The organism is Vibrio sp. SCSIO 43155, from assembly GCF_023716605.1.
Classification (GTDB): domain Bacteria; phylum Pseudomonadota; class Gammaproteobacteria; order Enterobacterales; family Vibrionaceae; genus Vibrio; species Vibrio harveyi.
In genome coordinates this window covers 547,988-573,115 of sequence record NZ_CP071853.1, presented here as the reverse complement: position 1 = coordinate 573,115, position 25,128 = coordinate 547,988, and the positions used below count along the sequence as shown (strand labels likewise).

Sequence of the window (25,128 nt, the reverse complement as noted above, 5' to 3'; positions counted from 1 at the left end):
CGACTCGATAGGCAGCAAAGAAAAGAGATGATGGGGTGAAGTCTAGAGGAGATAGGAAAAGGTTAATTTCATCAAACATGACGCGTTTAATGAGAAAGATAGAAAGCAAAAACGTCGGCTAAACGCCAACATAAAGAAATTAAAAGACCTGACTTCAAACACTTTGAAATCAGGTCTAAACACACTCAAGAGCCAAACAGCCTCTTGGTTTTAGCTATTTACTGTGGTGTTACTTGCTCATTTGGATCAATGAGCGACCAATCAACCACTCTAGCTCTTTGTCACTGCCTGCGCCAAACTGGCTCTCAGCCATTTTGTACAAACGATCAATGCCGTTTGCCGCAAACTCGTGCGCGCTCTCAGAAGTAACAATATGGTGGAATAATAGACGCAAAATCGCTAAGAATTCAGAGTCTTCTAGAGCCGTGATCCAGCTCTTTGAAAACGCTTCTAGACCTTTATCGAATTCTAGATGTTCAACGAACATTTTGAAAATACGACCGTCTAAAGCGGCGGTAAAGTCCGTTTTCTTAGGGAAATGGTGGCTAATACCTGTACGCGATACACCTGTCTGCTGGCTTAACGTGGTGTAAGACATTTTGTCATAACCAAGTCTCAGAAGCTGATCAACAACGGCATCCATGATCTTCTGGATAGTGATTTCGGTATCTTCTTTACTACGCTTTGGCATATTTTAAGCTCTTCTCTTTGTAAATCCATCTAACTCACAATTAAATGAGGCCAGAATGAAAATCATCCTCAGCATTATGTACTGTATACCTCAAACATCAAAGTTAGAGGACCAATCATAACTAAACTGCACTGCGTAACGTGCAATTTACAGTGATATTTCTGTCAATACATGTGACTCAAAATATGGCGAAAAGTCCACTCCATCAAAACCTTGCACCAAATCATTCATCGAAACTATTCTCAGGCTAAGAATGATAATTATGTAAAAATAATTAATCCGGAAATAGTCTTATAAATTGAACCCCAGTTCAACTCACCTGACAGAAATCTCACGAATATCTAGGTTAATTGATTTTAAATATTGATACATATCACACTAATTTCCTTAAGGAAGTTCTAATAAAATTAGTTAACCCTCCATTAACAACATAACATACTGTCCTTTTTTTATCCAAAATCATTCATTTTTGTAGATAGAGATCAAATACCTGATAGAATACTGACAGTATTTACAAGAGGATTCGTTATGAGTGTCGAATTAGAAGAAAACCAAGTATGTGAAGCTTGCGGTTGCGCTGGTGAAATGGGTTTTATCATCAAAGAAGGCGACGATGTCGCTGACGTAACGATTTTCGCAGAGACTAAAGCAGCACTTGAAGCTGAGTTGGCGAAATACATCGAACTAGCAAAACAAGTTTGTGCAGGCGTTGAATACAACGTTTCTGAACTAACGGAAGATTCGAAAGAGCTTACTGCTCGATTCAAGTTTGAAGTAAGCGCTGAAAAGCTAATCTTCGAACTTAAGACTCGCTCTCTAGCGCGTTAATCGTCGATATTTCATCGTTAGATAGGTAAAAGCGAGCATCCAGCTCGCTTTTTTGATCTCTACTGAACCTATCTATTTCTTGTCTTTCTGAAACACAACCCACTTCAACGAGCCATTAGTTTCAAAATCATTTTCATCGGTACACATCAGTAGCACCCCATCTACGTTTAGCACTGCCCCAGTAGTGTAGGCTTTGTCGTCATAGTAACAAACACGCTGCCCTAGCTTACCGTCTGCCACCACTAACGCTTTTGAATCTGGCGTATTATAGGATTTCGCCATCGCAAAACTTGATAAAACAGCAGCAACGCTTGCAAGCAAAACAGAAATCGATCTTACGTTCATGAATATCCCCTTAATGAAGAGCCATAAAACTAACAAAGAAGCGCTTTCAGTTCTTGGCAGCATCTCATATTCTTGAGACATGGATAGGTAGCAGCCCCCCAAGCTTTACGTTATCCTTTTCTCGCTTTTACCAATACTGTGGTTGCTATGCGCATTTTCCCTCTTTTATTAGCTCTGGTGTTTTTCTCGAGCTCTTCTATCGCTTACGAGCTTGATTACTATGCTAAATTCGGTCATACCGACAACTACGGTAATATCGATCTCCGCAACAAGCCCTATACGACCCTACCTGATGGTCTTGTCGTAAAAGGAAACCTCAATATTTCCCAGACACCGATTACTAAACTACCTAAAGGACTCGATGTTCAAGGCAGCCTTGAAGCAACGAATAGCGCCCTCAAAACGATAAGACCTGGAGTTAAAATTAAAGGCTATGCAAATTTACTTGGTAGTAAAGTTGAACGCTGGCCTCGCGGTGTAAAACTGGGTGGTTATTTGAATTTAACCGATACCCCGTTAACTAACCTACCAGCAAGACTAAGAGTAAAAGGCGACTTGAGCGTCATTCGGACACCATTGACCGAACTACCAGAAGGATTGGTGGTGGATGGTAACCTCTATATAGGAGGTTCAAAGGTCACAACATTTCCTGACACCATGACAGTCAAAGGCAACATCTTCTTGGGAGGAAATCGAGTGACAAAGTGGCCAACGAATTTGACCTTAGGCGGTGCGGTTGCACCATAAAAGTAATTGAAGTGAGGAACGAGCTCAGAATCTAACAAATAACACGCCTGAGATAGATTCCGATTAGGTCCCGTTCCTCGCAATTGAATGTCCATTGCTACTTCGCGCAATGGACAATAGCAAGGTTATTCTTGGTTATTTACTGGGTTAGCGTAACTTGCAACCAAGTAACTGTGCGCACCTGTCGGTAGCTGTTCAAGTTTCTCTTGCAACTGAGATTTTACTGACTCAGTGATCGATTCGTCTTCACGACCCGCAGCGAGCAAATTGATAGGGAATACGCGGTAGTTATTGTGGATTTGGCGATCGATTTCGTTTGCCAACTCATCCGGCGTCTCGAACTCTTGATCGATCACATCACCAAATGCGACATGCACTTTACCTTTGTAACCCACGATACCTTGGATGATGCTTTCAATATCTTCAAACTCACCTTTTTCATAGCTGCCGTTCTCTGCTTTTTCATACAGTTCTTTAGCTTTTGCAATATCACAAGGGTCATTTTGGTAAGAGATAGAAACAGGCACAATCTTCAGTGAACGAGTGTATTCACCAAAGCTGATTTTTTGCTTACGACCTTCAACATGGAACATCTTCAAGATTGCTGGGTCAGTGAAATCATTACCGTCTTTCGCACGACCTTCTTTTTGCGCAATCCAGATTGAGTTACCGGTATCTAAAGAGTGCTTGATATAGCCCGACAGTAGACCAAGCGCTTTCATCATTTCACGTGGTGCTTTCGCAGAACGTTTTACGATGAAGCTCTTGTTGAGCCTCATTAGCTCCGTCGCACAAGGTTTCTTAAGCAGGTTATCACCAATCGCAATACGCACTGTACGGTGGTCTGTTTGGTGTAAACCAAAGTTAACAAGCGCGGGGTCCATTGCGATATCGCGGTGATTAGAGACAAACAAGTACGATGTGTTCTTGTCGAGTTTGTCCAAACCTGAAAAAGTAACTCCGTCAGTAGTCGTATCTAGTGTGTCTTTAAGGTACTTCTTCACTTCTAGCTGAATGGCTTCCACAGAATCCAGTTTACTCCACTTCGCTTTTAAGTAGACACGGATAATCGGACTCATGAGTGTTTTGAACCACGCCGCTTTGTTTGCAAAACGGTGGTTTAAAATCGCACTGATAAACTCATCGTCTTTGATCAGGCGGTCCAGCGCAGCTGGAATTTCTTCGTCGTTGTATGGACGAATTTCAATATAAGGATCGTTATTGGCAGTCATTATTCAATTCATTTCAAAAAAAGCTGGCACATTTTACGCATTGTTTTGCCAACCCGCAGCATTTCAGACCATACTTTTAACATGGTCATACCAGTAGCATTACAATTTCTATTCGCAAAAAAATCTGTTATCCGGTTGGCAATTTAGGGGTTTAGCGTTACCCTTAGCGCCCCAAAAACTCTGGTATTCACAATGAACTACGCAATTGAATTTCACGACGCTAATTACCCTTTTCTTAATGTTGCTGCGCGTAAAAAAGCGCTAAAACACAGCTTACTATCAGTAGTGGAAGGTTTGGCGATCATTAAATTGGGTAAACATGAGTATGCCATTGAACCGGGTCAACACTTCTGGATTCCTCAGGGATGTTTGAGCTCCCTCACCTTTTTACCTAACACACGAGTAACTCGCTGTGACTTCTCTGTGCGCTTAACTGATGCATTTGCTCAACAAGCAGGCTACGTGAAACTACCTGTGTTATTGTCAGCGCTGATTGAAAAGTTGGTGATGACAAAAGCACGCAGTGAACATCAGCTCGACTTGCTAGCGGTTGTGAAACACGAAGTGCTAACACTCAAACCAATGCTTACCAGTTCAGCATTAACGGATTCTATCAATAAGTGGAAACCAGGCTGTGAATCTCAGATTTCCATTGAGCTTTGTCTAGTATTAACGCTTCGAGAAGCACGCAAGATGAAGTTATCCGGCAAAAAACAAGCGGATATCGTTGCGAAGCTATTTAACGACAATGAAGAAGAATACGAACAGCTTTGCTTTTTGGTGTTTGGGGAAGCGCTATAAAGGGTAAGTCGCAATAGAATACAAAAAGGACGCATCAATGTGCGTCCTTTTTATTTTGATTCGAATATTAAAACGGTACTTCGATCTGCATCATCCAATCAGCGTCATAGTATTCATGCCAGCGGTAATCAACACGCATTCGTGGTTCACTGCCGTTCTTGTCACCAAAGCCGATGCTGAACATTAAGCCATGACTTCTCAGCCACTCTTCTGTACTCATTTTGGCTTCATCATCACGCAGTTCTTCTGGCATCCATAACCCGAGCCCAAAATAGTTACTATCTAAATTTTGAGTAAGTATTGGAGAGTCTTCAGACTTGAACGCCCATTGATCCCAGTAACTTTCTGTCGGACCTTCTATCTGTTTTTCTGCGGTATACCAATTGAGCGTATCGATACTAAGAACGCCAACACTGTCAAAGATGTCTTCACAAACTGGCATGGTGTTATCAGCAAATACAACGGAACGATCAGATAAATAGTTACATGCGGAACTCGCCTGTGTTGCCACAAGCATTGCGCATGCACTAAGTACGCCGATTCTGACCATGAAAACCTGACCTCTCAGTTCTCAGATTACGATTGTTTATATAAGCCTTCGCTTAGCAATAATTCATTGACCGTTGATGTTGTATACCCGCTAATATCGTTACCTTCGAGCAATGCATTGCGAATATCGGTGCTCCTGATTTTCACTCTCTCAGGGCATGCCATCACAGTCCAACGTTCCGTAATTTCTTCTGCTTTGTAAAATTTAGCAAATTTGAAGAAATTATCAGGACCAATGACAAAAGTTATATCGGCTTGCGTGTGGATTTCTTGAATTTTTTCTAATAACGCAAAAGTCGTCACACTTTGTCCTGGTTGGTACAAAGTTTGCTCAAGGTCTGAGCGTTGAACATTAGAAAGCCCCATGTCTTTAATAAAGGCATCAACCAGTCTGCACCGAATTGGGTAATCCAACATATTTTTGCCCCAAGCGTGTGCAATGCTTGGTTCTAGTAGCACAAGATCAAAGTGGCTCAGTGACTCGATCACACTCTTGTGACCTAAGCTTGGTGGGTTAAATGCGCTGCCAAAAACGGCGATTTTTTTCATATCCGGTGATTACCTGGTTGAAGAGAGTTTTCTAATCCGATGAATTCGGTATGATACTACTAATCTTTAGAGCTTTTTGACACTAAAGCGACGTTTATAGACATCAACTGCATGGTTTGTCGCCATTTGTGAACTATAAACGCCTGCGACAGTATGAATTTATTCACACTCACTTGGTGTCGTACATATTTGCAGGAAAAGGAACCCTAAATGGAACAATCCATCCGCGATGAAATGCGAGTACTCCCTTCTATCGATCCGCATTTCGAAATTGAACGCCGTGTCGCTTTTATTAAGCGTAAATTGCAAGAAGCAGGCTGTAAGTCTCTTGTTCTTGGCATTAGCGGTGGCGTTGACTCAACGACATGTGGTCGCTTGGCTCAACTGGCTGTAGAGCAACTAAACGAAGAAGCTGGTGACAACAACTACCAGTTTATCGCTGTTCGTTTGCCTTATGGCGAACAAAAAGACGAAGATGAAGCACAGCTCGCACTTTCTTTCATCCAACCAACGCACTCTGTATCGGTAAACATTAAAGCTGGTGTCGATGGCCTCCATGCTGCTTCTCACATCGCACTTAAAGGAACAGACCTTCTTCCAACGGATGCTGCAAAAGTGGACTTCGTGAAGGGTAACGTAAAAGCGCGTGCACGCATGGTCGCTCAATACGAAATTGCTGGTTACGTTGGTGGCTTGGTTCTTGGTACTGATCACTCAGCAGAAAACATCACTGGTTTTTACACTAAGTTCGGTGATGGCGCATGCGATATGGCACCACTATTCGGCTTGAGCAAACGTCAAGTTCGCGAAGTTGCAGCAACATTGGGTGCGCCTGAGCAACTCGTGAAGAAAGTACCAACGGCAGACTTAGAAGAGCTTGATCCTCAAAAAGCTGATGAAGATGCTCTGAGTTTAACTTACGAACAAATCGATGACTTCCTAGAAGGCAAGCCAGTATCTCAAGAAGTCAGCGATCGCCTTGTGGCTATCTACAAAATGACTCAGCACAAGCGTCAGCCGATCCCAACGATCTACGACTAAATCACGATTGTGCACATCAACGATTCGTTTTTAAATCGTTCAGCAATAGATAAAAACGCCGCTAATTTAGCGGCGTTTTTGTTTGCTTGTTACAAGCAGTGTTTATGCTCAGCAACGTTAGTCTGTTAGCGTCACATCCGTTTCCGGAATAGCACAACACGCAAGCACTTTACCCATCGCGCGCTCTTCTGCGCTCAGTGCAGGCACGTCAGGATGCTCTACCTGTCCTGATTCTAATTGAACCTTACAAGCACCACACAAGCCCGCACGACAACTATTGGTAATACTTTGACCGGCATTCTCAACTTGTTCAAGTAACGTTTGTTGGTTGTTACCCATCAACTTAAAGCCGTTGAATTCAATCTCAACACTTTTCTCTGGCTTAGCTTTTGTCGCTGCAACACCAAATGCTTCTTGATGATAATTGTCTTCTGGGAGCCCCTTCTTAAGCAATAGGTTTTTCGCCTTTTGCATAAAGCCGTCAGGACCACAAACAAACACTTGGCGCTGTTCAACATCTTTGATCTGTTTTATATGAGATAGACTGATTCGCCCCTTAAGACCAAACCAATCTATCGCAGGTTGCGTTAAGCAGATCTTTACATCCAACCCCGGGTGTTGGCGCTTTAACTCGTTTAACTCATCTTTGCATGGAATATCAATCTCGCTGCTGCACTGATGGTAGAACACCACATCATCGAGTTGGTTGTGATCAGCCAAATAACGAACCATCGACAGCATTGGTGTTACGCCGTTACCAGCAGACAACAGCAATAGAGGCTGAACAGAATGCTCTTTTAGATGAAATTGACCATCTGGCGTTTCCGCTTCCAGAACATCCCCCACTTGTAGGTTGTCAAGCAAAGCATTGGATACGCGACCACCAGAAACACGTTTCACCGAAATTGCATAGCGTCCCGGGCGAGACGGGCTAGATGACAGCGTATAACGACGCCCTACTTTCTTACCGTCTATATCCACTTCAATAGGTAAATGCTGTCCCGGTAAGTACGTTGGTAATTGACCTTTGCTTGGCTCAAGCCACAAGGTGACAAAGTCGCGTGCGATTTCTTCTCGTTCGACACAAGTTAGCGTCATTCGCTGAGGAGAGTTGTCTGGATAGAACTCTGGCTCTTTGTATTCCAGCACTTCAACTTTGTCACCAGAACGAATAATGCCTTCGTTCAGGGCAACAAGGTTTTGACCGAAGAACACGCCCCCACGCTCGTTTGCACGAAACTCTTGCAATGTCTTCAGTGGTTCTTTGCTTTCTCGAAATGTGCCTCGCTGAGTATTAACGGTAGTTAGAATACATCGCTCACATGGTTTTACTGATTCAAATTCCACTTCGCCAATGCGAATACGCTTCCATGAGTCTTCTTCAAATGGCTTGGTATCAGATACCACAAGGTTGGTTCGGAATTGATCCATTGAGTGCAGCTCAGAGCTTCTGCGGTTTAATTCTTCCAGTGATGCCTCACTGATGACAAGTACTGGGTAGCCATCGGCAAAGCTGACGTTGTGACCCAGTTTCTCTCTTATGCGATTTGATTGCTCACCAGTAAAAAGTAACTCGACGCGAAGACCTAATACTTTGCTAAACCAATCATCCGCTTCATCCGTGGTGGTATATGCCGTAAAACTGTCTTTCCAAACCGTTGCAGGTGCTTCCTGCATTTTGAAATCTTGATAGCGAATCTTTAGTGGCTCTTCGCCAAGACTGGTAAACACCACTCCGTCTGGCAACAGCGCGGACTTGATGGTCACCATTTGAGGGAACTTTCGAGCTGTCACCATTGAGCCATCTGACGTCGCAATCATAAATCGACGATCAAAACTCAATCCTTGTTTTTCTACCCAAGCGGAAGATAACGCAACGCCTCCGACGGATTTGACTGGAAAAACATTAATTTGGGACAAAACTGATTGCGACATAGCCTTCTTCCTACAGGTACTTTCTCATTATTGGACTATCATATCCTTATAACAGTTATGACCCAAGCCTCTATAAAATATCGATTTATAACCGCACCTTCGTCAGTCACCCGATATGACGCTTGCTTTGCAGGTGGAAGAACTTCTTTTTAAGAATGGAGTCCCATAAATTTGCATAGTATTGACGAAACTAGGATTGCCAAGATGTGATATAGGGCACATAATTCGCCAACTTTTTGACACTATAAATAATCTATCCGGAGCATAGACCATGGATACTAATAAACTGATTCTAATTCTACTTTGTATCTTCCTTCCACCAGTGGCGGTTTACATGGAAAAAGGTCTAGAGAAAGACTTCTTCATCAACCTAATCCTGACTTTCTTCTTCTTCCTACCCGGCACAATTCACGCGCTTTGGTTGACGATGAAGTAACCAACTGAGCTCCTACCGTAAAGAAATGTGAAAAATGGGGTGAAATAGAACTGCAATTCCTCTATCATCCTGTCGCCTAAGCGCAAGCGTTTGCTCTTGAGGTAAATGCAGCGTTTAGGCTCCAAGCATAACTTTTTAATGGTGGGAGCAATTAATGACAACACTGACTATTACTCGTCCTGACGATTGGCACGTTCACTTACGCGATGGTGAAGTTCTAAAAGATACCGTTCGCGATATTAGCCGTTATAACGGCCGTGCGCTGATCATGCCAAACACCGTCCCACCAGTGACCAATACTGAAATGGCATTAGCCTACCGTGATCGAATCCTTGCTGAGCAACACGGCGAGCAATTCGAACCTCTTATGGCGCTATACCTGACAGACAACACCACGCCAGACGAAATCCGCAAAGCCAAAGCAACAGGCAAAATTGTCGCAGCAAAGCTTTACCCAGCAGGTGCAACCACCAACTCTGATTCTGGCGTAACCGATGCAAAGAACATCTACCACGTTTTTGAAGCGATGGAAGAAGTTGGCATGCTGCTTTTGGTTCATGGAGAAGTGACTCACAACCACGTTGATATTTTTGACCGTGAGAAGGAATTCCTAGACACGGTTCTTGCTCCTATCGTTAACGACTTCCCTAACCTAAAAATCGTTCTTGAACACATCACGACGGCGGATGCCGCAAACTTCGTTAAGAACGCTTCTGATAACGTCGCAGCAACCATCACTGCTCACCACCTGCTGTTCAACCGTAACCACATGCTAGTCGGCGGCATTAAGCCTCACTTCTACTGCCTGCCAATCCTTAAGCGCAATACCCACCAACAAGCGCTTATCGAAGCAGCGACAGGCGGCAGCAAGAAATTCTTCCTAGGTACAGATTCAGCGCCGCACGCAAAAGGCGCAAAAGAATCAGCTTGTGGTTGTGCAGGTTCTTATACCGCACACGCAGCACTAGAACTTTATGCAGAGGTGTTTGAGAATGAAGGCAAACTAGAAAACCTAGAAGCATTCGCAAGCTTAAATGGTCCTGATTTTTACGGCATCGCTCGCAACTCAGACACAGTAACGCTAGAAAAAGCAGCTTGGGATGTACCAGAAACGATGCCGTTTGGTAGCGACATCGTTGTGCCAATTCGTGCAAATGAAAAGATTGAGTGGGAAGTGAAGTAATCATCTCCACGAAATAAAAATGGGTCATGCCACCATATTCGATATGGAAACGCATGACCCTTTTCTTTTGGCTCCTATAAAGCCTTATGTCTACTGTCTACTGTCTACTGTCTACTGTCTACTGTCTACTGTCTACAGAGTAATTATTTACCACGAACTTTCTCTACTAAAGTCCAAGCTGCAACCACAACCAAGCCAGCGATGACACCAATCACACCATTAAGCAATGTCGGCACAATCGCCGTCGCAATCGTATGACCACGGAAATCCATGATGATCGGTTCAATCAGATGATGAATTGCAGGCACGTTATGGACAACAATACCGCCCCCAACAAGGAACATTGCCGCAGTACCCACCACAGCAAGCATCTTCATCAACTTAGGCGCAAACGCCACTAACGCTCCACCTAACTTGGCTTTCACTCCTTCACCATTTGATGTGCGTTCTAGGTAAAAACCTAAGTCATCAAGCTTAACGATGCCAGCGACTAAGCCGTAAACACCAATGGTCATCAATACCGCGATTAAGCTGACCACAAGGATTTGCGTTACGATGCTTGAGCCTGTCACCGTACCCAAAGCAATCACGATGATTTCTGCAGAGAGGATAAAGTCAGTACGAATCGCACCGGCGACCTTTCTCTTCTCGTACTCTTCAACCGATTCTCCGGTATTGAGCTCTTCTTTCTTCTCTTCATGTTGGTGCGCATGAGGAAAAAGCTTTTCTAAGATCTTCTCAGCCCCTTCAAAGCAAAGAAACAAACCACCAATGAGAAGTAATGGCATGATCAGCCAAGGAATGAAGGCACTGATCAACAACGCCGATGGCACTAGAATCAGTTTGTTTTTAAACGACCCTTTTGCCACCGCCCAAACCACCGGGATTTCTCGTTCTGACGCTACGCCAGACACCTGTTGCGCATTTAGCGCTAAATCGTCGCCCAGTACACCAGCGGTCTTTTTCGCCGCCATCTTCGACATCAACGCGACATCATCCAATACAGCTGCAATGTCATCCAACAGTGTTAGTAAACTTGCTCCAGCCATTTATTTATCTCTTTTATGGAATTGAATAAGTAACAAAATGTAACACCAATAAACTACTCAGCAAAGTTATGATTTCGCAAAGAATAAGGTCACAAATTGTGTTTTCTATTGCCGTGGCTTTGAGACAGGACTAGTCTTGTCTTACCTTTCACGCACACAAAAGAAAAAGTATAGATGAAAAGCGGATACACTTACCCAATTGGTACCCCAGGTCAGTCATGGGGTGAAGCAGAACGTAAAGCTTGGCGTGAGCAACGTGACGTAAAACGTAGCTACCAAGAAGAAGTCGTGACCAAAATTAATGCTCTTCGCGAACGTTTTGATGTTGAGCAATACGGCGCGCTCTCTTACGACGAGGCGCGCTTCCCTCTGTTTTGTATCAAGACTCGTAACTGGGATGCTGCAAAACCGGTTGTTTTAGTAACTGGCGGCGTACATGGCTACGAGACAAGTGGCGTACATGGTGCGCTGAAGTTTGTTGATACGCAGGCAGAGCGTTATGCAGAACACTTCAATATTGTCGTTGCACCATGTGTCAGCCCTTGGGGGTACGAGGTGATCAACCGCTGGAATCCAAATGCGATTGACCCAAACCGCTCTTTCTACGCAAATAGCCCTGCGGAAGAGTCAGCTAACTTGATTAAGCTTGTTGCGACCTTAGGTGATGTTCTAATGCACATCGACCTGCACGAAACCACCGATTCTGACGAGACCGAATTCCGCCCTGCACTTGCAGCACGTGATGGTCTTGAATACATCGAAGGCATGATCCCAGATGGTTTCTACACGGTGGGCGATACAGAAAACCCGCAACCTGAGTTCCAAAAAGCCGTCATCGAGTCAGTAGCGAAAGTAACGCACATTGCACCTGCTGACGATAAAGGCGAAATCATTGGTTCGCCAGTGGTGCAATTTGGTGTGATTAATTACCCAATGGTGAAACTGGGTCTGTGTGGCGGCGTCACCAACTGCACTTACGGCACTACAACAGAAGTTTACCCAGACAGCCCGAAAGTCACTGATGAAGAGTGTAACGACGCTCAAGTTGCAGCAGTTGTAGGTGGTTTAGATTACGTGCTTACTCAGCTATAACAAGCGGTTCTTATATTGCTCCGGTGTAATGCCGGAGTATTTCTTAAACATGGCGATAAAAGGACTGGCCTGGTTGTAACCCAATGTCAACGCCACCTCTTTTACGGTTTGCCCCTTCCTTAACAACTCCATCGAATGCAAGTAACGCACTCGCAATCGCCACTCGGTAAAACTCATCCCTAACTCACTTTGGCAATGGCGAGCTAAAGTGCGCTCCGTGGTATGAACCTTTTCCGCCCATTCCCCCAAGCTAATTTCATCAGTTGGCGCTTCTTCGACGGCTTTAAGAATTGGCTCCAGATATTTGTTGTCTGTGGTTGGCAAAAAGTGATGTTCGACTTCTTGTTTGGCTAGCTGATCCAACAAGACCTGAACGAGGCGTTTATCTTCTTCGCTCTTAGCAACATTAATATCACGCTGGCGAAAGTCTTCCACAATCGCCGAAACAATGGGCGTCACTTTGATCAAGCTCGTTTTGGATGGAAAGTGCTGAGTCAACTCTGGGTCGATATTTAACGAGCAGTATTCCAAAGGCTTACGATTATAACTGGTGTGACGGATCCCAGCCGGTACCCAAATCGCAAGATGCGGAGGCGCTAAGAAACGTGTGTCTTCCGCATCCATTTCTAGAATACCGCCACTGATCAGTTGAACTTGTCCCCACGGGTGGCTGTGAATGCGAGTTTCTGTATTCGACAAAAAGGCTTCAAAATTCATAAACACATCTGATGGTGCTCTGTCGATTGATAATGACGGATGAAGATTCCTTGTGCTCTTTTTCAAATTTGTCTTCCTATCGCTTACGATGTCTTTCCAGAGATACTTTTCATTATAAAGACCTGTCAGACTAGCGCCATTAATTATTCTGCGATGAGGTTCTCATGGTTTATTTGCTTCCGTTTTTTACTGTCATGATTTGGGGTGGGAATTCCATCGTAAATAAAATGGCAGCAAGTGCCATCGAACCTAGCGCAATGAGTTTCTACCGTTGGTTTGTTGCTATGGTACTTTTAACGCCATTTTGCTTACCAGCAGTGATCAAACAACGTCATGTGATTCGCCCATACTTGGCTAAATTGGCTTTCCTCGCACTATTAGGCATGGTGCTAAACCAATCCCTAGGTTATTACGCAGGGCTAACAACGACCGCTTCTAATATGGCACTGATTACGTCTCTCGTTCCTTTGATCAGTGTTTTCTTGAGTGTACCTTTACTTGGCAAGTCGATTTCCATGCTGAGCGTGGCTGGTGGTGTGATTTCATTAGGCGGCTTGGCGTTTATGTTAGGGCACGGCGATATCACCTACTTCCTGCATCAAGATATGACGCAAGGTGACAGCTTGATGCTGCTGGCTGCGCTTTGCTACGCAATTTATTGTGTGTTACTAAAACGCTGGAAGATGCCTTTCAACAGTATGACTTTGGTTTACATGCAAGGCTTTTTCTCATTGGTTATGCTTGCGCCATTGTGGCTAAGCAGCGATCAACTTCTACCAAGCCAAAGCGCATTACCTTTAATTGCTTACGCTGGTATTGCCGCGTCTATCTTTGCTCCATTGATGTGGGTAAAAGCGATTGACTTGATTGGTGCTGACTCAAGTGCCATGTTCATGAACCTGATGCCTGTGGTTTCGGTAGCTCTCGCTTCAACCATGCTCGGCGAAGAAGTTCATGTTTACCACATCATTGGCGGTATGTTGGTTATCTCTGGCGTTATCTTGCCGCAAATTAAAGTACGCAGAAAAGGCAAAGTCATCGACCCAGAAGCTCAAACTGCAACGAGCTCATAGCAACTAAAAAGAAAAGAGCCATGATGGCTCTTTTCTTTTTGCTTTCATTTGGATTAAAGGGCTTCAGCCTGCTTTTCCAATTCTTTGCTTGTCTTTTGGCTCACAAACTCTTTGTATAGCGCCGCTTTATCCGTTGGATCAATATCCGTTCCTGCCGTTACAGCAGAGTTAAACATCTTTTCTGATTCAATCTTTGGCATGACTACTAGCGCACAAATTTGCTCTACACCACCAATTTCAACCAGTGATACTTGCTCAACTTGGCTCTTTTGAATTGAAGTATTAGTTATTTGCTTAGCGATTTGCTCAAAAGATGTGCCAGAGGTTTGACCGTCAACTGAGCTATCAATTTTTTGATAGTTCTTCTCTAACACACTGACTTTAATATCAAGGTTTTGCGCAAGCGTGTTACGTGCTAGAGAGATAGCGTGGTTACGATCAACAGAAAAGTTACCTGACGCCGTAACACAGTTTGACGCTGCAAAGCCATTCGCTGAAGTTGGGTTTAGTACCCAGCTAGGCACATTGCTGCCTTTGTTGGTTTCCACTTTCGCCGTGTTTTCAGAACCACTTTGACTCGCACAACCAGATAAGATCACTGCGCTGATTGCAGCGGTAAGAATTTGATATTTCATCTTCAATTCCTTTTAGATAATTGAGTTGGACTGCGCATGATAGGTTTTCATTCTATCGTTGACCTTTTTGAGATATTTGCGAGTCTCGTTATAAGGTAAGTTCTTGATAAGGTGCTCATATACTTCATCAGAACTCATGGTATTGATTTTCTTAATCGCACTAGAAACACGTCGCTCACCAAATGCTTTGGCCACATTACCTGACCCGGTGTTGTAAGCCGCGATCACACTGTAAGTCGCACTTTGTGGGTCTTTAATGCCTTTTAGGTATCGACTCTGAATAATTTTTAGATACGCCGTGCCAGTTTCGATATTCAAATTGGGGTCGTATAAGTCATTCGCTTTCATCGGCTTATCTTTACCGCGATATAGCTTATTCACGTCATGACCAGCGGTTGTCGGCACGATTTGCATCAACCCGTATGCTGGCACATGAGATTTTGCTTTCGGGTTGAAATGCGACTCTTCGTGCATGATTGCCAAAACAAGTGCAGGCGGTAGTTCTCGCTTTGCACTTTCTTGTTGAATCGCAGGAAGGTACTGATTGGCGCGGTTCGCCAGTGATGATTTTGGAATCTTGACCTTATACTCAACAATCTTTTTAGGCTGTTGCTTTAACTGCTTTTCTTGCTGAGCTAATTCTTGCTTCACAGCAGCAATGCGTTTTTCTTCCAGCTTCACCATTTGTTGTTTTTGCTGAACAATCACTTGCTCTTGCTTTTGTTCACTTAACACTGCACTTTTCTCAGCAGCAAAGATGTCAAGTTGACTCATTTGGCGCTCAGTTTGCGCCTCAATCTCTTTCTTCACCTCTTCGAAAGTCTTTGGTTCTACTTTAATTTCCTCAACGAAAACCATTGTAGGCTCAGCTTTTTTAGGTTGAGTTACACCAACTTCTTCAAACACCTTGGCGTTTTTCTCGATAACGGCATTGACGACTTCAGCTTCAACAACTGGAGCTTCGGCTTTTTCTTCTTCCGCAGGCGGTAAGTAGCTAACCGTAATCTCACCTTTCTCCAAATCAACAACGGTTCGTGCGTTATGTTGTTCGTCATAAACCACTACCACATCCGGAGAAGGTATTTTGGTGTCACCCCATTTTTGAATAGAGGCTTTCTGTTTTTTGTCCCAGTCCGCTAAGTAAGCTTGCTGCCATTGATTGAACTCTTGAATTTGGGCGGCATACCATTGCTCAAACTCATCCGTATCATCAGCGGTTAATTGTTCGATTTCTTGGTCCAGTTCAGCAAAAGGATCATTTGCAAAACTTGGTTGCATCACAATTAGGTTTAACAACGCAGCCAGTGCGCAATATTTCAATTTCATAAATTGAGTTACCGTAATTTGTTAAATCAGAAATAAGAAGACAGATCTCCGACACTCTCAGCTTGTTGCTCAAACATTTGATCTTCAATGTCTATCACCAAACGCTCGCATTCTTTGCTTGAGCACTGCTTTGCGATGAACAAGCTTTCCTCAAGTTCTCCTTGCTCAAACTGCCATTGAGCTAGCCAGTGCTTGATTTCACTGTTGGAAATTGCGGAAACATCGACATACTGCTGATAGTAATTTTCAGCTTTGGTCACGTCTGATTGAGATAAGAGCAAGGTGACTAAACCTGCGGCATCCATTGCAACGCTAGGTTCTTTGATGATCAACGGTAATATCGGCTTGATGTGCTGGTACTGCTTGGTTGAGTAATACGCAATGGCATAGTTCAGCGCTGTGGTTTGGAGATTGGTTTTGTAGCCAGTATCATTCACATTCGCACGGCACTGAGCTTGACTCTTGCTCACTGAAGAAAACTGAATATTGGTCAGTTCGTAAGTTAGACTCGCAAAAGACCACGAATCTAAAGTTTCACGAATGAAACCACCTTCAAGCAACTTGTCTTCGTATTTTTTGCGAAGCTCTAAACCGAGCCCTTTACGACACAATGACTTCATTTGTTTCGTGGTCAGTTCATGCTGTCTTTTCACTTCAACTGACACTTCTGAGTCACTGGTTTTAAGCTCATAATCCGTGCCGTTGAACGACCAAGAATGAGAGTCGGAAGCAAAAACTGGTAGACCTAAAAGGCCTACCAGAACAAGCAAGTATCTGTGGTTACAGATCATTTGCGTTACTCACTTGACCAGATGGTCCTTGAGTATTGTTGCTTCCGTCAGTCAAACCGCCAGTTGTTGAAATTTTGTGGTCTGAGCTTGCGTTTTGACCTTCACGAACGCGCTTTTTGTTTTCTGCAGCTGCTTGCTTTGCCGTCGCCTCTAGAGAAGGGGCATAAACCGCAACGGCTAACATCCAGTCACCATCGCTACTCTTAAAGGTTTTAACAGAAACACCTGGAGGAACTTGACCCGCTGCAAATGACTTGTACGAATCAAAGCTCTTGATGTTGTTCATGAACGTGTGTTTGTCTTCTGCCAATACTTTCGCATCTGCTGGGTTAACGCTCTCAGGTGGGTACTCGAACTGTTCATTCTTCTCTAACTGGTTCTCTGTGAAACCACCTTCCCAGTAAACTTGTTCACCTTGCATTACTGCAATCAGACCGTTTCTCGCTTTTGCTTGCGCTTGAGATTTAGACATACCAAGCAGCTTGCGTTTCACGCTCTTATTCTTGTTGTCACGAATGATCGAAGAACCGAAGCCAAGTACAAACGACTCGCCCGTTTCAGCGTTGGTAATCACTTTCGCACCAACAGGAGGCATCACACCCGCCTGCAGATCAGCGATGATTTGCTTGAAAATCACGTTTGGTTCTGTAGTCTGAGTCAGAGCGCCCACTTTACGCTTCGTTTGCTCACGTGTTTTCGGCGTTGAAATCAAACTAACACGAACTAGGTTTTCACTTGGATCATCATACACATCGAACGTCACGTAACCTGCCAACGCGCCTTTTACTGACTCAGCACAGTTATCGCTCATCATGCTTGTGGTGTTTGCCGCGCCTTCTGTCGCAGTATCAATCACATCCATGGTTTCGTTGATCGCTGTCGCACACATGTTGCTCATGCCTTCCATGTTTTCCACTAATTGCTTTTTCGCAATTTGGAAAGCTTTCATGTATGCACCACGCTTAGATAACAACGTCGCGTTACGGTTTTCGTAAGTTTCGTAGCTACCAGAACCCGTAGATAGAATACCGATACCCGAGCCAACTGCGATCATCTTAACGCCATCACCTTCGTCTTCGATCAGGCTTTGGTGAGCAACAAGTACCGCGGCTTTCGGGTCTGCCGCCACAACTAGATCACCCACCTCTTTTACGTCATCTGTATTTACAGCTTGTGTTTCAGAAGGTGCATCGGTTGCAGGAACGAGATCATTAAGGTCAAAATCTACATTTGCATGTGCAGAACCAAAGGCACTTGCTAGTACCAATGAAAGAAGTGTTTTTTTAAACATAAATATCCTGTAGAGGTCTTAAAGCACGTTGATTTGGTAATCGTTCAAAACACGTAGCTTGGACTGATAATTTGGCTGATGAATGCGCAACGTTGGCTGGATAAACTGAGCAAGGTCATTGGCGTTGTTTAATGAGCGAAGTCGGACAATCACCTTGCCAGAACGACTTTCAATCTTGATATCAGAAACGCCGTTAATCGCACTAAGCAAGGTATAAAGTTGACCTTGTTGACCCGCCGCTTTCGGCGTAAAGATCAATTCTCTAACCGGGCCACCACGCATTGCCATTTTTTGGACGGCGCTATGTAACGCTTGAGTCAGCATTTTCTGGTTTTGATCGACAGCCAAGTGCACTGACGCTAGTTCATTCAGCATCCCCTCTTTGTTAGGAAGGGTTATCAGTGTTGGATCGTTGTGCCAATCACCGTATTCATTACCCGCTCGGTCTAATAGCTTAGCCGCCAATTCCAACTGCAAGCCGGAAGGCGTCACTTTCTCTTTTTCTTGAACTTGAAGAATGATGGTTGCCTGCTCTGGAGTACCAGAGAGATCGAAGCCCATCTGAGCAAGAGAGCTACTGAACGTGGTTTGAACAACCGGAAGGTGCGCATCCACGTAAACGGCAGGTTGCCCTAAACTCTTGATAAGTTGAGCGATCTTAGCCTCAACCTTTTGGCGTTCAACAGACACATCGAGCGTCACGACAAGCACACCATTTGGTTTAGTTTGGCTAGAAATTTCGCTCCAACCAGTAATCATACCTTGCGATTGCATTGATAAGGATTGGACAGCCACATCATGCAAGTTAAAGTCATCACTGACCGCATTTGCCGACATGCTTGAATAGGTTTGCTGAAGGTAGCCAGATTTAACCATCACGCCCAAAACTTGGCTGATAGCACGACGAAATGCATCTTGCTCAGCCGCTTGGCGCGCACTTAAACCTTGCTTAGCGTTCGGGATACCCTCACCGATGACCACAACAGAAACCGTCGAGTCAGAACCCCAAACAATACCCTCGTCTGAGTCTTCTTCTGTTTGCGTTGGTGGCATAAGACGCACATTCACACAGGTATCATCGCCGTAGATCTCAGGTTGCCCAAAATCCGCAGTGATCATACCTCTCTCGATTCCAGTTACTAACATTTCTCGAGCAGCTTGATTAAACTGTTCGTTGAGTAATTCGGAATCTTCAGAAGATAAAGAAAGTGAAACCTGCCCATTTAAAAACAGTCGCAGGTTATTGATCGCATCCGCTTTCGCCCCCTCTATCGCTAACGCACCACGACCATAGGCGCACCCCTGCTCAACAAGAGCCAGTGTTGACTGGCTCTTATCAAGTTCAAGCGCAGCTGCAGGTGCAGCCGAAAGCAATCCACCGAGGGTAAGACTAAGACTTATCCCTTTTGCGCCCATGTGCTGCGTTCCTTCATGAATTCCATCGGGACACCGACGCTAACTGCAAAGATTCGACGCTGACGATCTGGACGGTAAATACCCTGCTCAGCTTCGTCTTTCACTTGATCAGCAAGCTTACTGTCTTTCCAGCGGACAATTTTGCCTTGAGCACTTTGTTGGCTAGGGTTAACCGTCGCCACACCGATTGGCTCAACAAAACCTGCACTGTACTCAAATACAACCATGGTTTCATTTGGTAATACACCAGCATTTTGACCACGATCTAGCGAGATTCGGTCGCCTTTAATACCCATAACTTGTGCTGTTGCTGGCATCTCTTTTAGCAGACGAGTCAACATGATATCGAAACCACGTGACGCCATTTCGTTCATCACAGAATCAACGTCTTTACTACTGGTGTAGTTAAAACCGCGGTAGTAGTCACCATTTGCGATTACGGTTGTGAAGCTTTCCTTATCACGAACATCAAAGTTAGAAACGCGGATCTTACCGATATTCGGGTAGCTCAGCTTTTCACGAGTGTACGGGTCAATAACACCCGTCGTCATTTCCATTGATGTTTGGAATAAAGACTGCGTAGAACCAAAGAGCATATCGCCAGTTTTAAGCACGTCGACCTTCATGATGTAGTCCGTCGATAACTTGTCACGACCATTCATTTTTTGTGCGACTTTTGCTGCACCTTCATCGGCAAGAATCTCTTCCATCGCCGCGTTTACTGACTTAGTGTCACGCGTCAAGATACGGAAACGGTTAACACCCGCAAATTGGTTTTCTAACGTGTTCTCAAGCGCTTTCGTTTCGAACTTACCAATACTTGAATGCATTGCATTGAATACATCGGCAGATTTGCCTTGAAGGTTCTCGCTAACGTCAGTTTGAACGTCACCGAAGTAAAGGCGAATAGTCTTTTTAGCTAACGGACAACGGCTGTCTTTCTCGTTTGCTTCGTAAGTACAGAATTGAAGACCTTGAGTGTTGAAGTATGCTGGAACTTCGATGTCACTGTTGGTGAATTCAAACGCTGACTTACCAATGATTAAAGACGAGTTGCCTGCGTTACTCTCAACTGCGTAAGTTTGTTGGCTGGGCGTGCTATTACACCCAGCCAAAACAAGACCAGCAGCGACAAGTGTTGCGATCTTTGAATATTTCATTACGACTTAACTTTCTCTGCTAAAACTTTGTCTAGGTTCTCTAGTTGCTCGATTGTGTTTTGGTCTAGAGAAATCATGTCGTTTGCGTCGTAAACAAGAAGAGAACGTGCTTTCATCTCGTTGTAAGCTTCAACAACTGGCACTTCTTCTTTTGCTTCTGCATCCGCTTCGCCTTCTTCTTCAGACTCGTTCGATAGGAAAGAAAGTGCGTTGCCTAAACCCGCCATTGCAGAATCTTGCGCAATTACTGCCGCGTTGTCTGAAGCAATAATTGCAATTTCAGCCGCCTCAAGCGCGATGTCTTTCGCTAGCTCAACGTTCTTGTCAAAGATTGAATCAGACGCCGCTTTGTACGCTTCAACTTGTGGGCGAATTTTCTTGTTTTCAGCTTTGCCTTCATCGAATTCATTCATCGCAACAAGAAGCTCTTCGTCACTCTTATCAGCATTGATCTTTAGGAAACCTGCTACGTCTGCATGCTTGTCTGCTAGTGTACGGTAGTCTTGGAATACAGCACATTGACGCTCTTGAATCGACACCATCACTTTAGATACTTTGTCTACAGCGTAAGATACTGGTGTGTATTCAGAGCCTAGCTCAGTACAAGATTTAACAAGAGCTGCACTCATTTCGTTGCGGTCAACCGTCGCAGACTCCATACCTGGCATTGAAGAACAACCTGCTAGTGCGGTAGCAAATAGAGAAGCCATGACTGTTTTTTTAAACATTTCTGTATCCTTTAGATCAATACTGAATAGATAGATTTATTAGTAAGCTTTTTAATTATTTTTTGCTCAGCAGCGTGTTTTGCCGCCGCAGAGCTAGCTTGGGATTTACCTAACACGGTGATCACTTTTTGGGTCACCATATGAGATGAATTTGAATCGAAGACTTTAAGTTGAATACTTTGCTTGGCGATAAAGTCTTTCCCTTGTCGTCCCTGCTGGGATTTCGTCTTGATATAAACGGAGATGCCACCATGATTCGACGCAAATGCGTGACGTGATAGCAACTCGTGAATTTGATGAGAAAAAGCATCATTCGATGCGACAAACGAAATCGAGAGCATTTCTCTCTTCGCGTTCATCGTTTCGCTAATCTGTAGGTGTTGTGCACGGTATGACTGTGCAGCATCGGAATCTAAAATACCAAGCACATCGAGCTGAACGGCACTTTTCGTCATTAGCTCTTCAGCATGAAAGTAGTCCTTCACACCACGCCAGTTGTTGTTGAGATTTTTAAGTTTTATCGCAGCCGTTTGGTACGAGACCGTCAAATCATGCTCAACCTGTTTCTGCCAGGTTTTCTTACTCAGCCGATAGCGATACTCACAACCTTTCTCGCCACATTCATGACTTAAAACTTCCAAGTGAGGGATTTCAATTGGAAGTGAATGTATGGATGAATCCTGAGAAAAAGAGGTGTCGACACCATGGGAAGTCTTAACAATAGATGACTTTTCATTCACTTCGATAACACTAATCAAGTTAAGTGCCAATTGCTTCTTAGCATCTTTTAGAGCTACATGTTCAGCGTCACCAAACCCTGAAGCATACAGATACCCAGAGTCCACCCCTGCATATATCTTTATACTAATTAGCGAGATAGCTAAACTAAGACTTAAAACACGGAACAAGAGACTAACCATAAAGTGTTATTTAAAAACGGGCAGAACCATACGAAATAATTAAACCGTATGCAATTGAGCAAACAATCACCAAACAGCATTCCGAACGAATATTTATTCACAAATGAAATTATGTGACATTCATTCCACAATTACAGATCCTTACACAACCCTTACAAACAAAGACACATCATTCTCAAAAGTAAGATAACCAACAAAACAGATATTCAATTAATTGAATTAGTGCGCTTTTTATCAATAGTGTATTTTTTTAATAAGTGTGACTTATGTTTTATCTATAAAATGATAAAACTCGATTTTTGAAGGATTTTTAGCCAGCTTTCGGATTGCTTAATCCAACTCGAAGCGACACTGATGTGATAAATGTTTTGCTGACGTATTTAAGAGTCGTTGCATTGCTGTTACATTGAAGCTAAACAACGCACAAAGGAATGACAGATGAGCAGTGGTCAAAGAGACATTACCCTTCGTTTTCTTGCAGAACCTGGAGACGTAAACTTCGGTGGCAAAGTACACGGCGGCGCCGTAATGAAGTGGATCGATTTAGCAGCTTACGCATGCAGTGCAGCTTGGAGTGGAAAATACTGCATTACCGCGTACGCAGGTGGTATTCGCTTTGTCGCCCCAATTCATGTTGGGAATTTAGTCGAGGTCAGTGCCAAGGTCATTTATACGGGGCGCAGTTCAATGCACATTGCTATTGATGTACAAGCCAGCGATCCAAAAGAATTGAAAAACCGCCTTACAACACATTGCATCGTCATCATGGTTGCGGTTGACGAAGACGGAAAGCCAACTGATGTTCCTAAGTGGAAACCGGAGTCTGAAGAAGATAAAGCGCTCGAACAATCGGCTATTCGCCTAATGAATATGCGCAAGCAGATTGGCGAAGAAATGGAAGCTCACGTCAAATATCTCAAATAAATCAACTTATATACCCAAGTGTCCTCCAGACACTTGGGTGTACCCGTGAAGTAATGTCATGGTTCTGTCATTCACTTCATGCCAGGTTCAAATTGTCATAAATCTTTCACTTTGATTTGGTTAAATCCACCCACAATTTTGGTGTTGGGTAGAGTTTGGATCTTGAGCTTAAAAAAGACCACGTTAAGTGAAAATACATTAACCAATTTAAAAGCGGTCGAATATCAGTGGGTCAGAACCATGTATGTCGAAGGCTACAACGAAGAAGAAATTAACCATTACATACAAACTTGTTTTGGTGGTGACTCAACTTTTGCCGATCTATTCCGCCGTGTTGCTCTACAGCAAGAAAGTTTATATACCTTACTTCAATATGTAGGCTGTGCTCCCTCTAGCCGCGAGTTTTAACGCTTTCTCAGCAAATCCAGCCCCTTCCCTCTAAATACGCTTAAATTAATTCTGTGAAGTGATACGCAGGGCATTCTGATGCCACTGTGTAATCCATTGCAAACTGGTTAGTCTGTATCGGAAACAAGAAAGCATAGAGATTCTACGGGTATAAAAAAACCTGAGTCGAGACTCAGGTTATGGTTACAAGAAACTGTTAGTGATTAAAGCGTAAGGAACTAAGCTAACAGCCAGCTATGCGTAACGCCAATAAAGCCTGATATTACTGATCGGCGGCCAAACCAAAAGCGTAATATCGATGCTAAATATAAGGGCGACCATTTGGTCGCCCTTTTCTAGTTATTCTTTTCTCTCAGAGACCAACTGAGATTATCCTTTCACACCACCAGCTGTCAGACCACCGACTAACCAGCGTTGTGCAAGCAAGAATACGATTGTAATTGGTAGTGCAGACAATACTGCTGCAGCTGCGAAATCACCCCATAGATAGTTCTGCGGGTATAGGTACTGCTGCATACCAACTGCTAGTGTGTAGGAGTTTACATCAGAAAGTAGTAGAGATGCTACCGGTACCTCACCTACAACACCGATAAATGACAAGATGAACACTACAGCTAGAATTGGCACAGATAGTGGTAGTAGTACCAAACGGAACGCTTGCCATGGCGTAGCACCATCCAATGCCGCGGCCTCTTCTAGCGAGTTATCAATCGTCTCAAAGTAACCTTTAATGGTCCACACGTGCAGTGCAATACCACCTAGGTAAGAGAAGATCAAACCACCGTGCGTGTTTAACCCCAGGAACGGAATGTACTGACCTAGTTTGTCAAACAATGCGTAAAGAGCCACAAGCGCAAGTACCGCCGGGAACATTTGGAAGATCATCATCGCTTTCAAGATGGTGTTCTTACCTTTGAAGCGTAGACGTGCAAACGCGTAAGCCGAAGTTGTTGACAGTGCCACGATAAGGATTGACGTGATACCCGCAACTTTTACTGAGTTCCAAAGCCAAGTTAGTACTGGGAATGGAGGCGGTGTTACAGAACCATCTGCATTTGTTACCGAGAAGCCTAGTGCTAACTTCCAGTGCTCTAACGATGGGTTGTCTGGAATCAGACTACCCGTTGCAAAGTTACCCTCACGGAATGAGATCGCAATGATCATCAGCAGTGGGAAAATAATCAGTGACAGGAAAGCCCAAAGAGCAATATGGGTCGCCCATACACGGTACTTTAAAGATTTACCTTGTACTATAGCCATG

Annotated in this window: 27 protein-coding genes; 10 read left to right on the top strand and 17 right to left on the bottom strand. The window is 44.0% G+C overall.

Annotated elements, in window-relative coordinates; translation table 11 throughout:
- Positions 1-229 precede the first annotated feature (229 nt).
- Complete coding sequence (locus J4N44_RS19700) at positions 230-691, bottom strand: TetR/AcrR family transcriptional regulator (protein ID WP_005453451.1); 462 nt, start codon at positions 689-691, stop codon at positions 230-232.
- 528 nt (positions 692-1,219) lie between these two features.
- Here J4N44_RS19700 and J4N44_RS19695 point away from each other — a divergent pair.
- The gene (locus J4N44_RS19695) at positions 1,220-1,519 is read left to right on the top strand and encodes a YfcZ/YiiS family protein (protein ID WP_017188691.1); all 300 of its coding nucleotides are present in this window, start codon (positions 1,220-1,222) and stop codon (positions 1,517-1,519) included.
- A 72-nt stretch (positions 1,520-1,591) separates the two neighbouring features.
- Here the strand turns inward: J4N44_RS19695 and J4N44_RS19690 are convergent, their stop codons facing one another.
- A complete protein-coding gene (locus J4N44_RS19690) occupies positions 1,592-1,864 on the bottom strand; it encodes a YnjH family protein (protein ID WP_026000170.1) in 273 nt (90 codons plus the stop codon).
- A gap of 147 nt (positions 1,865-2,011) precedes the next feature.
- Between J4N44_RS19690 and J4N44_RS19685 the strand changes: the two genes are divergently transcribed.
- Positions 2,012-2,611, top strand: a complete 600-nt coding sequence (locus J4N44_RS19685) for a hypothetical protein (protein WP_017819336.1) — start codon at positions 2,012-2,014, stop codon at positions 2,609-2,611.
- 125 nt (positions 2,612-2,736) lie between these two features.
- Here the strand turns inward: J4N44_RS19685 and J4N44_RS19680 are convergent, their stop codons facing one another.
- A complete protein-coding gene (locus J4N44_RS19680; protein ID WP_005453443.1) occupies positions 2,737-3,843 on the bottom strand; it encodes a 1-acyl-sn-glycerol-3-phosphate acyltransferase in 1,107 nt (368 codons plus the stop codon).
- Positions 3,844-4,035: 192 nt separating this feature from the next.
- Here J4N44_RS19680 and J4N44_RS19675 point away from each other — a divergent pair, with 192 nt between their 5' ends.
- Positions 4,036-4,644, top strand: a complete 609-nt coding sequence (locus J4N44_RS19675) for a cupin domain-containing protein (protein WP_009697130.1) — start codon at positions 4,036-4,038, stop codon at positions 4,642-4,644.
- Positions 4,645-4,711: 67 nt separating this feature from the next.
- On the opposite strand, the gene J4N44_RS19670 is transcribed toward J4N44_RS19675, so the two are convergent.
- Both J4N44_RS19670 and J4N44_RS19665 read right to left on the bottom strand, forming a co-directional pair.
- Positions 4,712-5,194: a hypothetical protein gene (locus tag J4N44_RS19670; RefSeq protein ID WP_252045636.1), complete on the bottom strand. Its 483-nt coding sequence runs from the start codon at positions 5,192-5,194 to the stop codon at positions 4,712-4,714.
- A 26-nt stretch (positions 5,195-5,220) separates the two neighbouring features.
- On the bottom strand, positions 5,221-5,742 hold the full coding sequence (locus J4N44_RS19665; protein WP_252045635.1) for a nicotinate-nicotinamide nucleotide adenylyltransferase: 522 nt from the start codon (positions 5,740-5,742) through the stop codon (positions 5,221-5,223).
- Positions 5,743-5,952: 210 nt separating this feature from the next.
- On the opposite strand from J4N44_RS19665, the gene nadE reads away from it, so the two are divergent.
- Positions 5,953-6,783 (top strand): NAD(+) synthase, encoded by an 831-nt coding sequence (gene nadE, locus J4N44_RS19660; RefSeq protein ID WP_252045634.1) that lies wholly within the window; start codon positions 5,953-5,955, stop codon positions 6,781-6,783.
- A 117-nt stretch (positions 6,784-6,900) separates the two neighbouring features.
- Here nadE and J4N44_RS19655 read toward each other — a convergent pair whose 3' ends face one another.
- The gene (locus J4N44_RS19655) at positions 6,901-8,718 is read right to left on the bottom strand and encodes a hybrid-cluster NAD(P)-dependent oxidoreductase (protein WP_252045633.1); all 1,818 of its coding nucleotides are present in this window, start codon (positions 8,716-8,718) and stop codon (positions 6,901-6,903) included.
- 271 nt (positions 8,719-8,989) lie between these two features.
- Between J4N44_RS19655 and J4N44_RS19650 the strand changes: the two genes are divergently transcribed.
- Positions 8,990-9,154, top strand: a complete 165-nt coding sequence (locus J4N44_RS19650) for a YqaE/Pmp3 family membrane protein (protein WP_005453437.1) — start codon at positions 8,990-8,992, stop codon at positions 9,152-9,154.
- A gap of 154 nt (positions 9,155-9,308) precedes the next feature.
- Positions 9,309-10,337 carry a dihydroorotase gene (gene pyrC / locus J4N44_RS19645; RefSeq protein ID WP_005453436.1) on the top strand — a complete coding sequence of 343 codons (1,029 nt, stop codon included), beginning with the start codon at positions 9,309-9,311 and terminating at the stop codon, positions 10,335-10,337.
- Between the two features lie 143 nt (positions 10,338-10,480).
- Here pyrC and J4N44_RS19640 read toward each other — a convergent pair whose 3' ends face one another.
- Positions 10,481-11,386, bottom strand: a complete 906-nt coding sequence (locus tag J4N44_RS19640; RefSeq protein ID WP_252045632.1) for a DUF808 domain-containing protein — start codon at positions 11,384-11,386, stop codon at positions 10,481-10,483.
- 174 nt (positions 11,387-11,560) lie between these two features.
- Between J4N44_RS19640 and J4N44_RS19635 the strand changes: the two genes are divergently transcribed.
- Complete coding sequence (locus J4N44_RS19635) at positions 11,561-12,478, top strand: M14 family metallopeptidase (RefSeq protein ID WP_009702603.1); 918 nt, start codon at positions 11,561-11,563, stop codon at positions 12,476-12,478.
- Here the strand turns inward: J4N44_RS19635 and J4N44_RS19630 are convergent.
- A complete protein-coding gene (locus J4N44_RS19630) occupies positions 12,473-13,261 on the bottom strand; it encodes an AraC family transcriptional regulator (protein WP_005453431.1) in 789 nt (262 codons plus the stop codon). The genes J4N44_RS19635 and J4N44_RS19630 overlap by 6 nt on opposite strands.
- A gap of 98 nt (positions 13,262-13,359) precedes the next feature.
- On the opposite strand from J4N44_RS19630, the gene J4N44_RS19625 reads away from it, so the two are divergent.
- On the top strand, positions 13,360-14,268 hold the full coding sequence (locus J4N44_RS19625; RefSeq protein ID WP_252045631.1) for a DMT family transporter: 909 nt from the start codon (positions 13,360-13,362) through the stop codon (positions 14,266-14,268).
- Between the two features lie 53 nt (positions 14,269-14,321).
- Here the strand turns inward: J4N44_RS19625 and J4N44_RS19620 are convergent, their stop codons facing one another.
- The 8 genes from J4N44_RS19620 to J4N44_RS19585 are packed head-to-tail and all read right to left on the bottom strand — an operon-like array spanning position 14,322 to position 22,523.
- The gene (locus J4N44_RS19620; RefSeq protein WP_005453426.1) at positions 14,322-14,903 is read right to left on the bottom strand and encodes a hypothetical protein; all 582 of its coding nucleotides are present in this window, start codon (positions 14,901-14,903) and stop codon (positions 14,322-14,324) included.
- A gap of 12 nt (positions 14,904-14,915) precedes the next feature.
- Complete coding sequence (locus J4N44_RS19615) at positions 14,916-16,229, bottom strand: transglycosylase SLT domain-containing protein (protein ID WP_252045630.1); 1,314 nt, start codon at positions 16,227-16,229, stop codon at positions 14,916-14,918.
- 26 nt (positions 16,230-16,255) lie between these two features.
- Entirely contained in the window at positions 16,256-17,020 is a 765-nt protein-coding gene (locus J4N44_RS19610) for a hypothetical protein (RefSeq protein WP_252045629.1), read from the bottom strand.
- Positions 17,010-18,311 carry a hypothetical protein gene (locus J4N44_RS19605; protein ID WP_005453420.1) on the bottom strand — a complete coding sequence of 434 codons (1,302 nt, stop codon included), beginning with the start codon at positions 18,309-18,311 and terminating at the stop codon, positions 17,010-17,012. Before J4N44_RS19605 ends, J4N44_RS19610 begins: the two co-directional genes overlap by 11 nt.
- An 18-nt stretch (positions 18,312-18,329) precedes the next feature.
- A complete protein-coding gene (locus J4N44_RS19600; protein ID WP_252045628.1) occupies positions 18,330-19,727 on the bottom strand; it encodes a hypothetical protein in 1,398 nt (465 codons plus the stop codon).
- Entirely contained in the window at positions 19,709-20,887 is a 1,179-nt protein-coding gene (locus J4N44_RS19595) for a hypothetical protein (RefSeq protein WP_252045627.1), read from the bottom strand. Before J4N44_RS19595 ends, J4N44_RS19600 begins: the two co-directional genes overlap by 19 nt.
- Positions 20,887-21,615: a hypothetical protein gene (locus J4N44_RS19590; RefSeq protein ID WP_009697141.1), complete on the bottom strand. Its 729-nt coding sequence runs from the start codon at positions 21,613-21,615 to the stop codon at positions 20,887-20,889. Before J4N44_RS19590 ends, J4N44_RS19595 begins: the two co-directional genes overlap by 1 nt.
- An 11-nt stretch (positions 21,616-21,626) precedes the next feature.
- A complete protein-coding gene (locus J4N44_RS19585; protein WP_252045626.1) occupies positions 21,627-22,523 on the bottom strand; it encodes a hypothetical protein in 897 nt (298 codons plus the stop codon).
- A gap of 450 nt (positions 22,524-22,973) precedes the next feature.
- On the opposite strand from J4N44_RS19585, the gene J4N44_RS19580 reads away from it, so the two are divergent.
- Together J4N44_RS19580 and J4N44_RS19575 are read left to right on the top strand one after the other, a co-directional pair.
- Positions 22,974-23,459, top strand: a complete 486-nt coding sequence (locus J4N44_RS19580; RefSeq protein WP_005453411.1) for an acyl-CoA thioesterase — start codon at positions 22,974-22,976, stop codon at positions 23,457-23,459.
- 162 nt (positions 23,460-23,621) lie between these two features.
- Entirely contained in the window at positions 23,622-23,867 is a 246-nt protein-coding gene (locus J4N44_RS19575; RefSeq protein WP_005453409.1) for a hypothetical protein, read from the top strand.
- Between the two features lie 369 nt (positions 23,868-24,236).
- Here the strand turns inward: J4N44_RS19575 and malG are convergent, their stop codons facing one another.
- The gene (malG, locus tag J4N44_RS19570) at positions 24,237-25,127 is read right to left on the bottom strand and encodes a maltose ABC transporter permease MalG (protein ID WP_005432001.1); all 891 of its coding nucleotides are present in this window, start codon (positions 25,125-25,127) and stop codon (positions 24,237-24,239) included.
- Between the last annotated feature and the right edge of the window lies 1 nt (position 25,128).

Excerpts from the sequence above, each read along its gene's own strand:
- J4N44_RS19700 (WP_005453451.1), bottom strand. The coding sequence starts at position 691 with ATGCCAAAGCGTAGTAAAGAAGATACCGAAATCACTATCCAGAAGATC.
- J4N44_RS19695 (WP_017188691.1), top strand. The coding sequence starts at position 1,220 with ATGAGTGTCGAATTAGAAGAAAACCAAGTATGTGAAGCTTGCGGTTGC.
- J4N44_RS19690 (WP_026000170.1), bottom strand. The coding sequence starts at position 1,864 with ATGAACGTAAGATCGATTTCTGTTTTGCTTGCAAGCGTTGCTGCTGTT.
- J4N44_RS19685 (WP_017819336.1), top strand. The coding sequence starts at position 2,012 with ATGCGCATTTTCCCTCTTTTATTAGCTCTGGTGTTTTTCTCGAGCTCT.
- J4N44_RS19680 (WP_005453443.1), bottom strand. The coding sequence starts at position 3,843 with ATGACTGCCAATAACGATCCTTATATTGAAATTCGTCCATACAACGAC.
- J4N44_RS19675 (WP_009697130.1), top strand. The coding sequence starts at position 4,036 with ATGAACTACGCAATTGAATTTCACGACGCTAATTACCCTTTTCTTAAT.
- J4N44_RS19670 (WP_252045636.1), bottom strand. The coding sequence starts at position 5,194 with ATGGTCAGAATCGGCGTACTTAGTGCATGCGCAATGCTTGTGGCAACA.
- J4N44_RS19665 (WP_252045635.1), bottom strand. The coding sequence starts at position 5,742 with ATGAAAAAAATCGCCGTTTTTGGCAGCGCATTTAACCCACCAAGCTTA.
- nadE (WP_252045634.1), top strand. The coding sequence starts at position 5,953 with ATGGAACAATCCATCCGCGATGAAATGCGAGTACTCCCTTCTATCGAT.
- J4N44_RS19655 (WP_252045633.1), bottom strand. The coding sequence starts at position 8,718 with ATGTCGCAATCAGTTTTGTCCCAAATTAATGTTTTTCCAGTCAAATCC.
- J4N44_RS19650 (WP_005453437.1), top strand. The coding sequence starts at position 8,990 with ATGGATACTAATAAACTGATTCTAATTCTACTTTGTATCTTCCTTCCA.
- pyrC (WP_005453436.1), top strand. The coding sequence starts at position 9,309 with ATGACAACACTGACTATTACTCGTCCTGACGATTGGCACGTTCACTTA.
- J4N44_RS19640 (WP_252045632.1), bottom strand. The coding sequence starts at position 11,386 with ATGGCTGGAGCAAGTTTACTAACACTGTTGGATGACATTGCAGCTGTA.
- J4N44_RS19635 (WP_009702603.1), top strand. The coding sequence starts at position 11,561 with ATGAAAAGCGGATACACTTACCCAATTGGTACCCCAGGTCAGTCATGG.
- J4N44_RS19625 (WP_252045631.1), top strand. The coding sequence starts at position 13,360 with ATGGTTTATTTGCTTCCGTTTTTTACTGTCATGATTTGGGGTGGGAAT.
- J4N44_RS19620 (WP_005453426.1), bottom strand. The coding sequence starts at position 14,903 with ATGAAATATCAAATTCTTACCGCTGCAATCAGCGCAGTGATCTTATCT.
- J4N44_RS19615 (WP_252045630.1), bottom strand. The coding sequence starts at position 16,229 with ATGAAATTGAAATATTGCGCACTGGCTGCGTTGTTAAACCTAATTGTG.
- J4N44_RS19610 (WP_252045629.1), bottom strand. The coding sequence starts at position 17,020 with ATGATCTGTAACCACAGATACTTGCTTGTTCTGGTAGGCCTTTTAGGT.
- J4N44_RS19605 (WP_005453420.1), bottom strand. The coding sequence starts at position 18,311 with ATGTTTAAAAAAACACTTCTTTCATTGGTACTAGCAAGTGCCTTTGGT.
- J4N44_RS19600 (WP_252045628.1), bottom strand. The coding sequence starts at position 19,727 with ATGGGCGCAAAAGGGATAAGTCTTAGTCTTACCCTCGGTGGATTGCTT.
- J4N44_RS19595 (WP_252045627.1), bottom strand. The coding sequence starts at position 20,887 with ATGAAATATTCAAAGATCGCAACACTTGTCGCTGCTGGTCTTGTTTTG.
- J4N44_RS19590 (WP_009697141.1), bottom strand. The coding sequence starts at position 21,615 with ATGTTTAAAAAAACAGTCATGGCTTCTCTATTTGCTACCGCACTAGCA.
- J4N44_RS19580 (WP_005453411.1), top strand. The coding sequence starts at position 22,974 with ATGAGCAGTGGTCAAAGAGACATTACCCTTCGTTTTCTTGCAGAACCT.
- malG (WP_005432001.1), bottom strand. The coding sequence starts at position 25,127 with ATGGCTATAGTACAAGGTAAATCTTTAAAGTACCGTGTATGGGCGACC.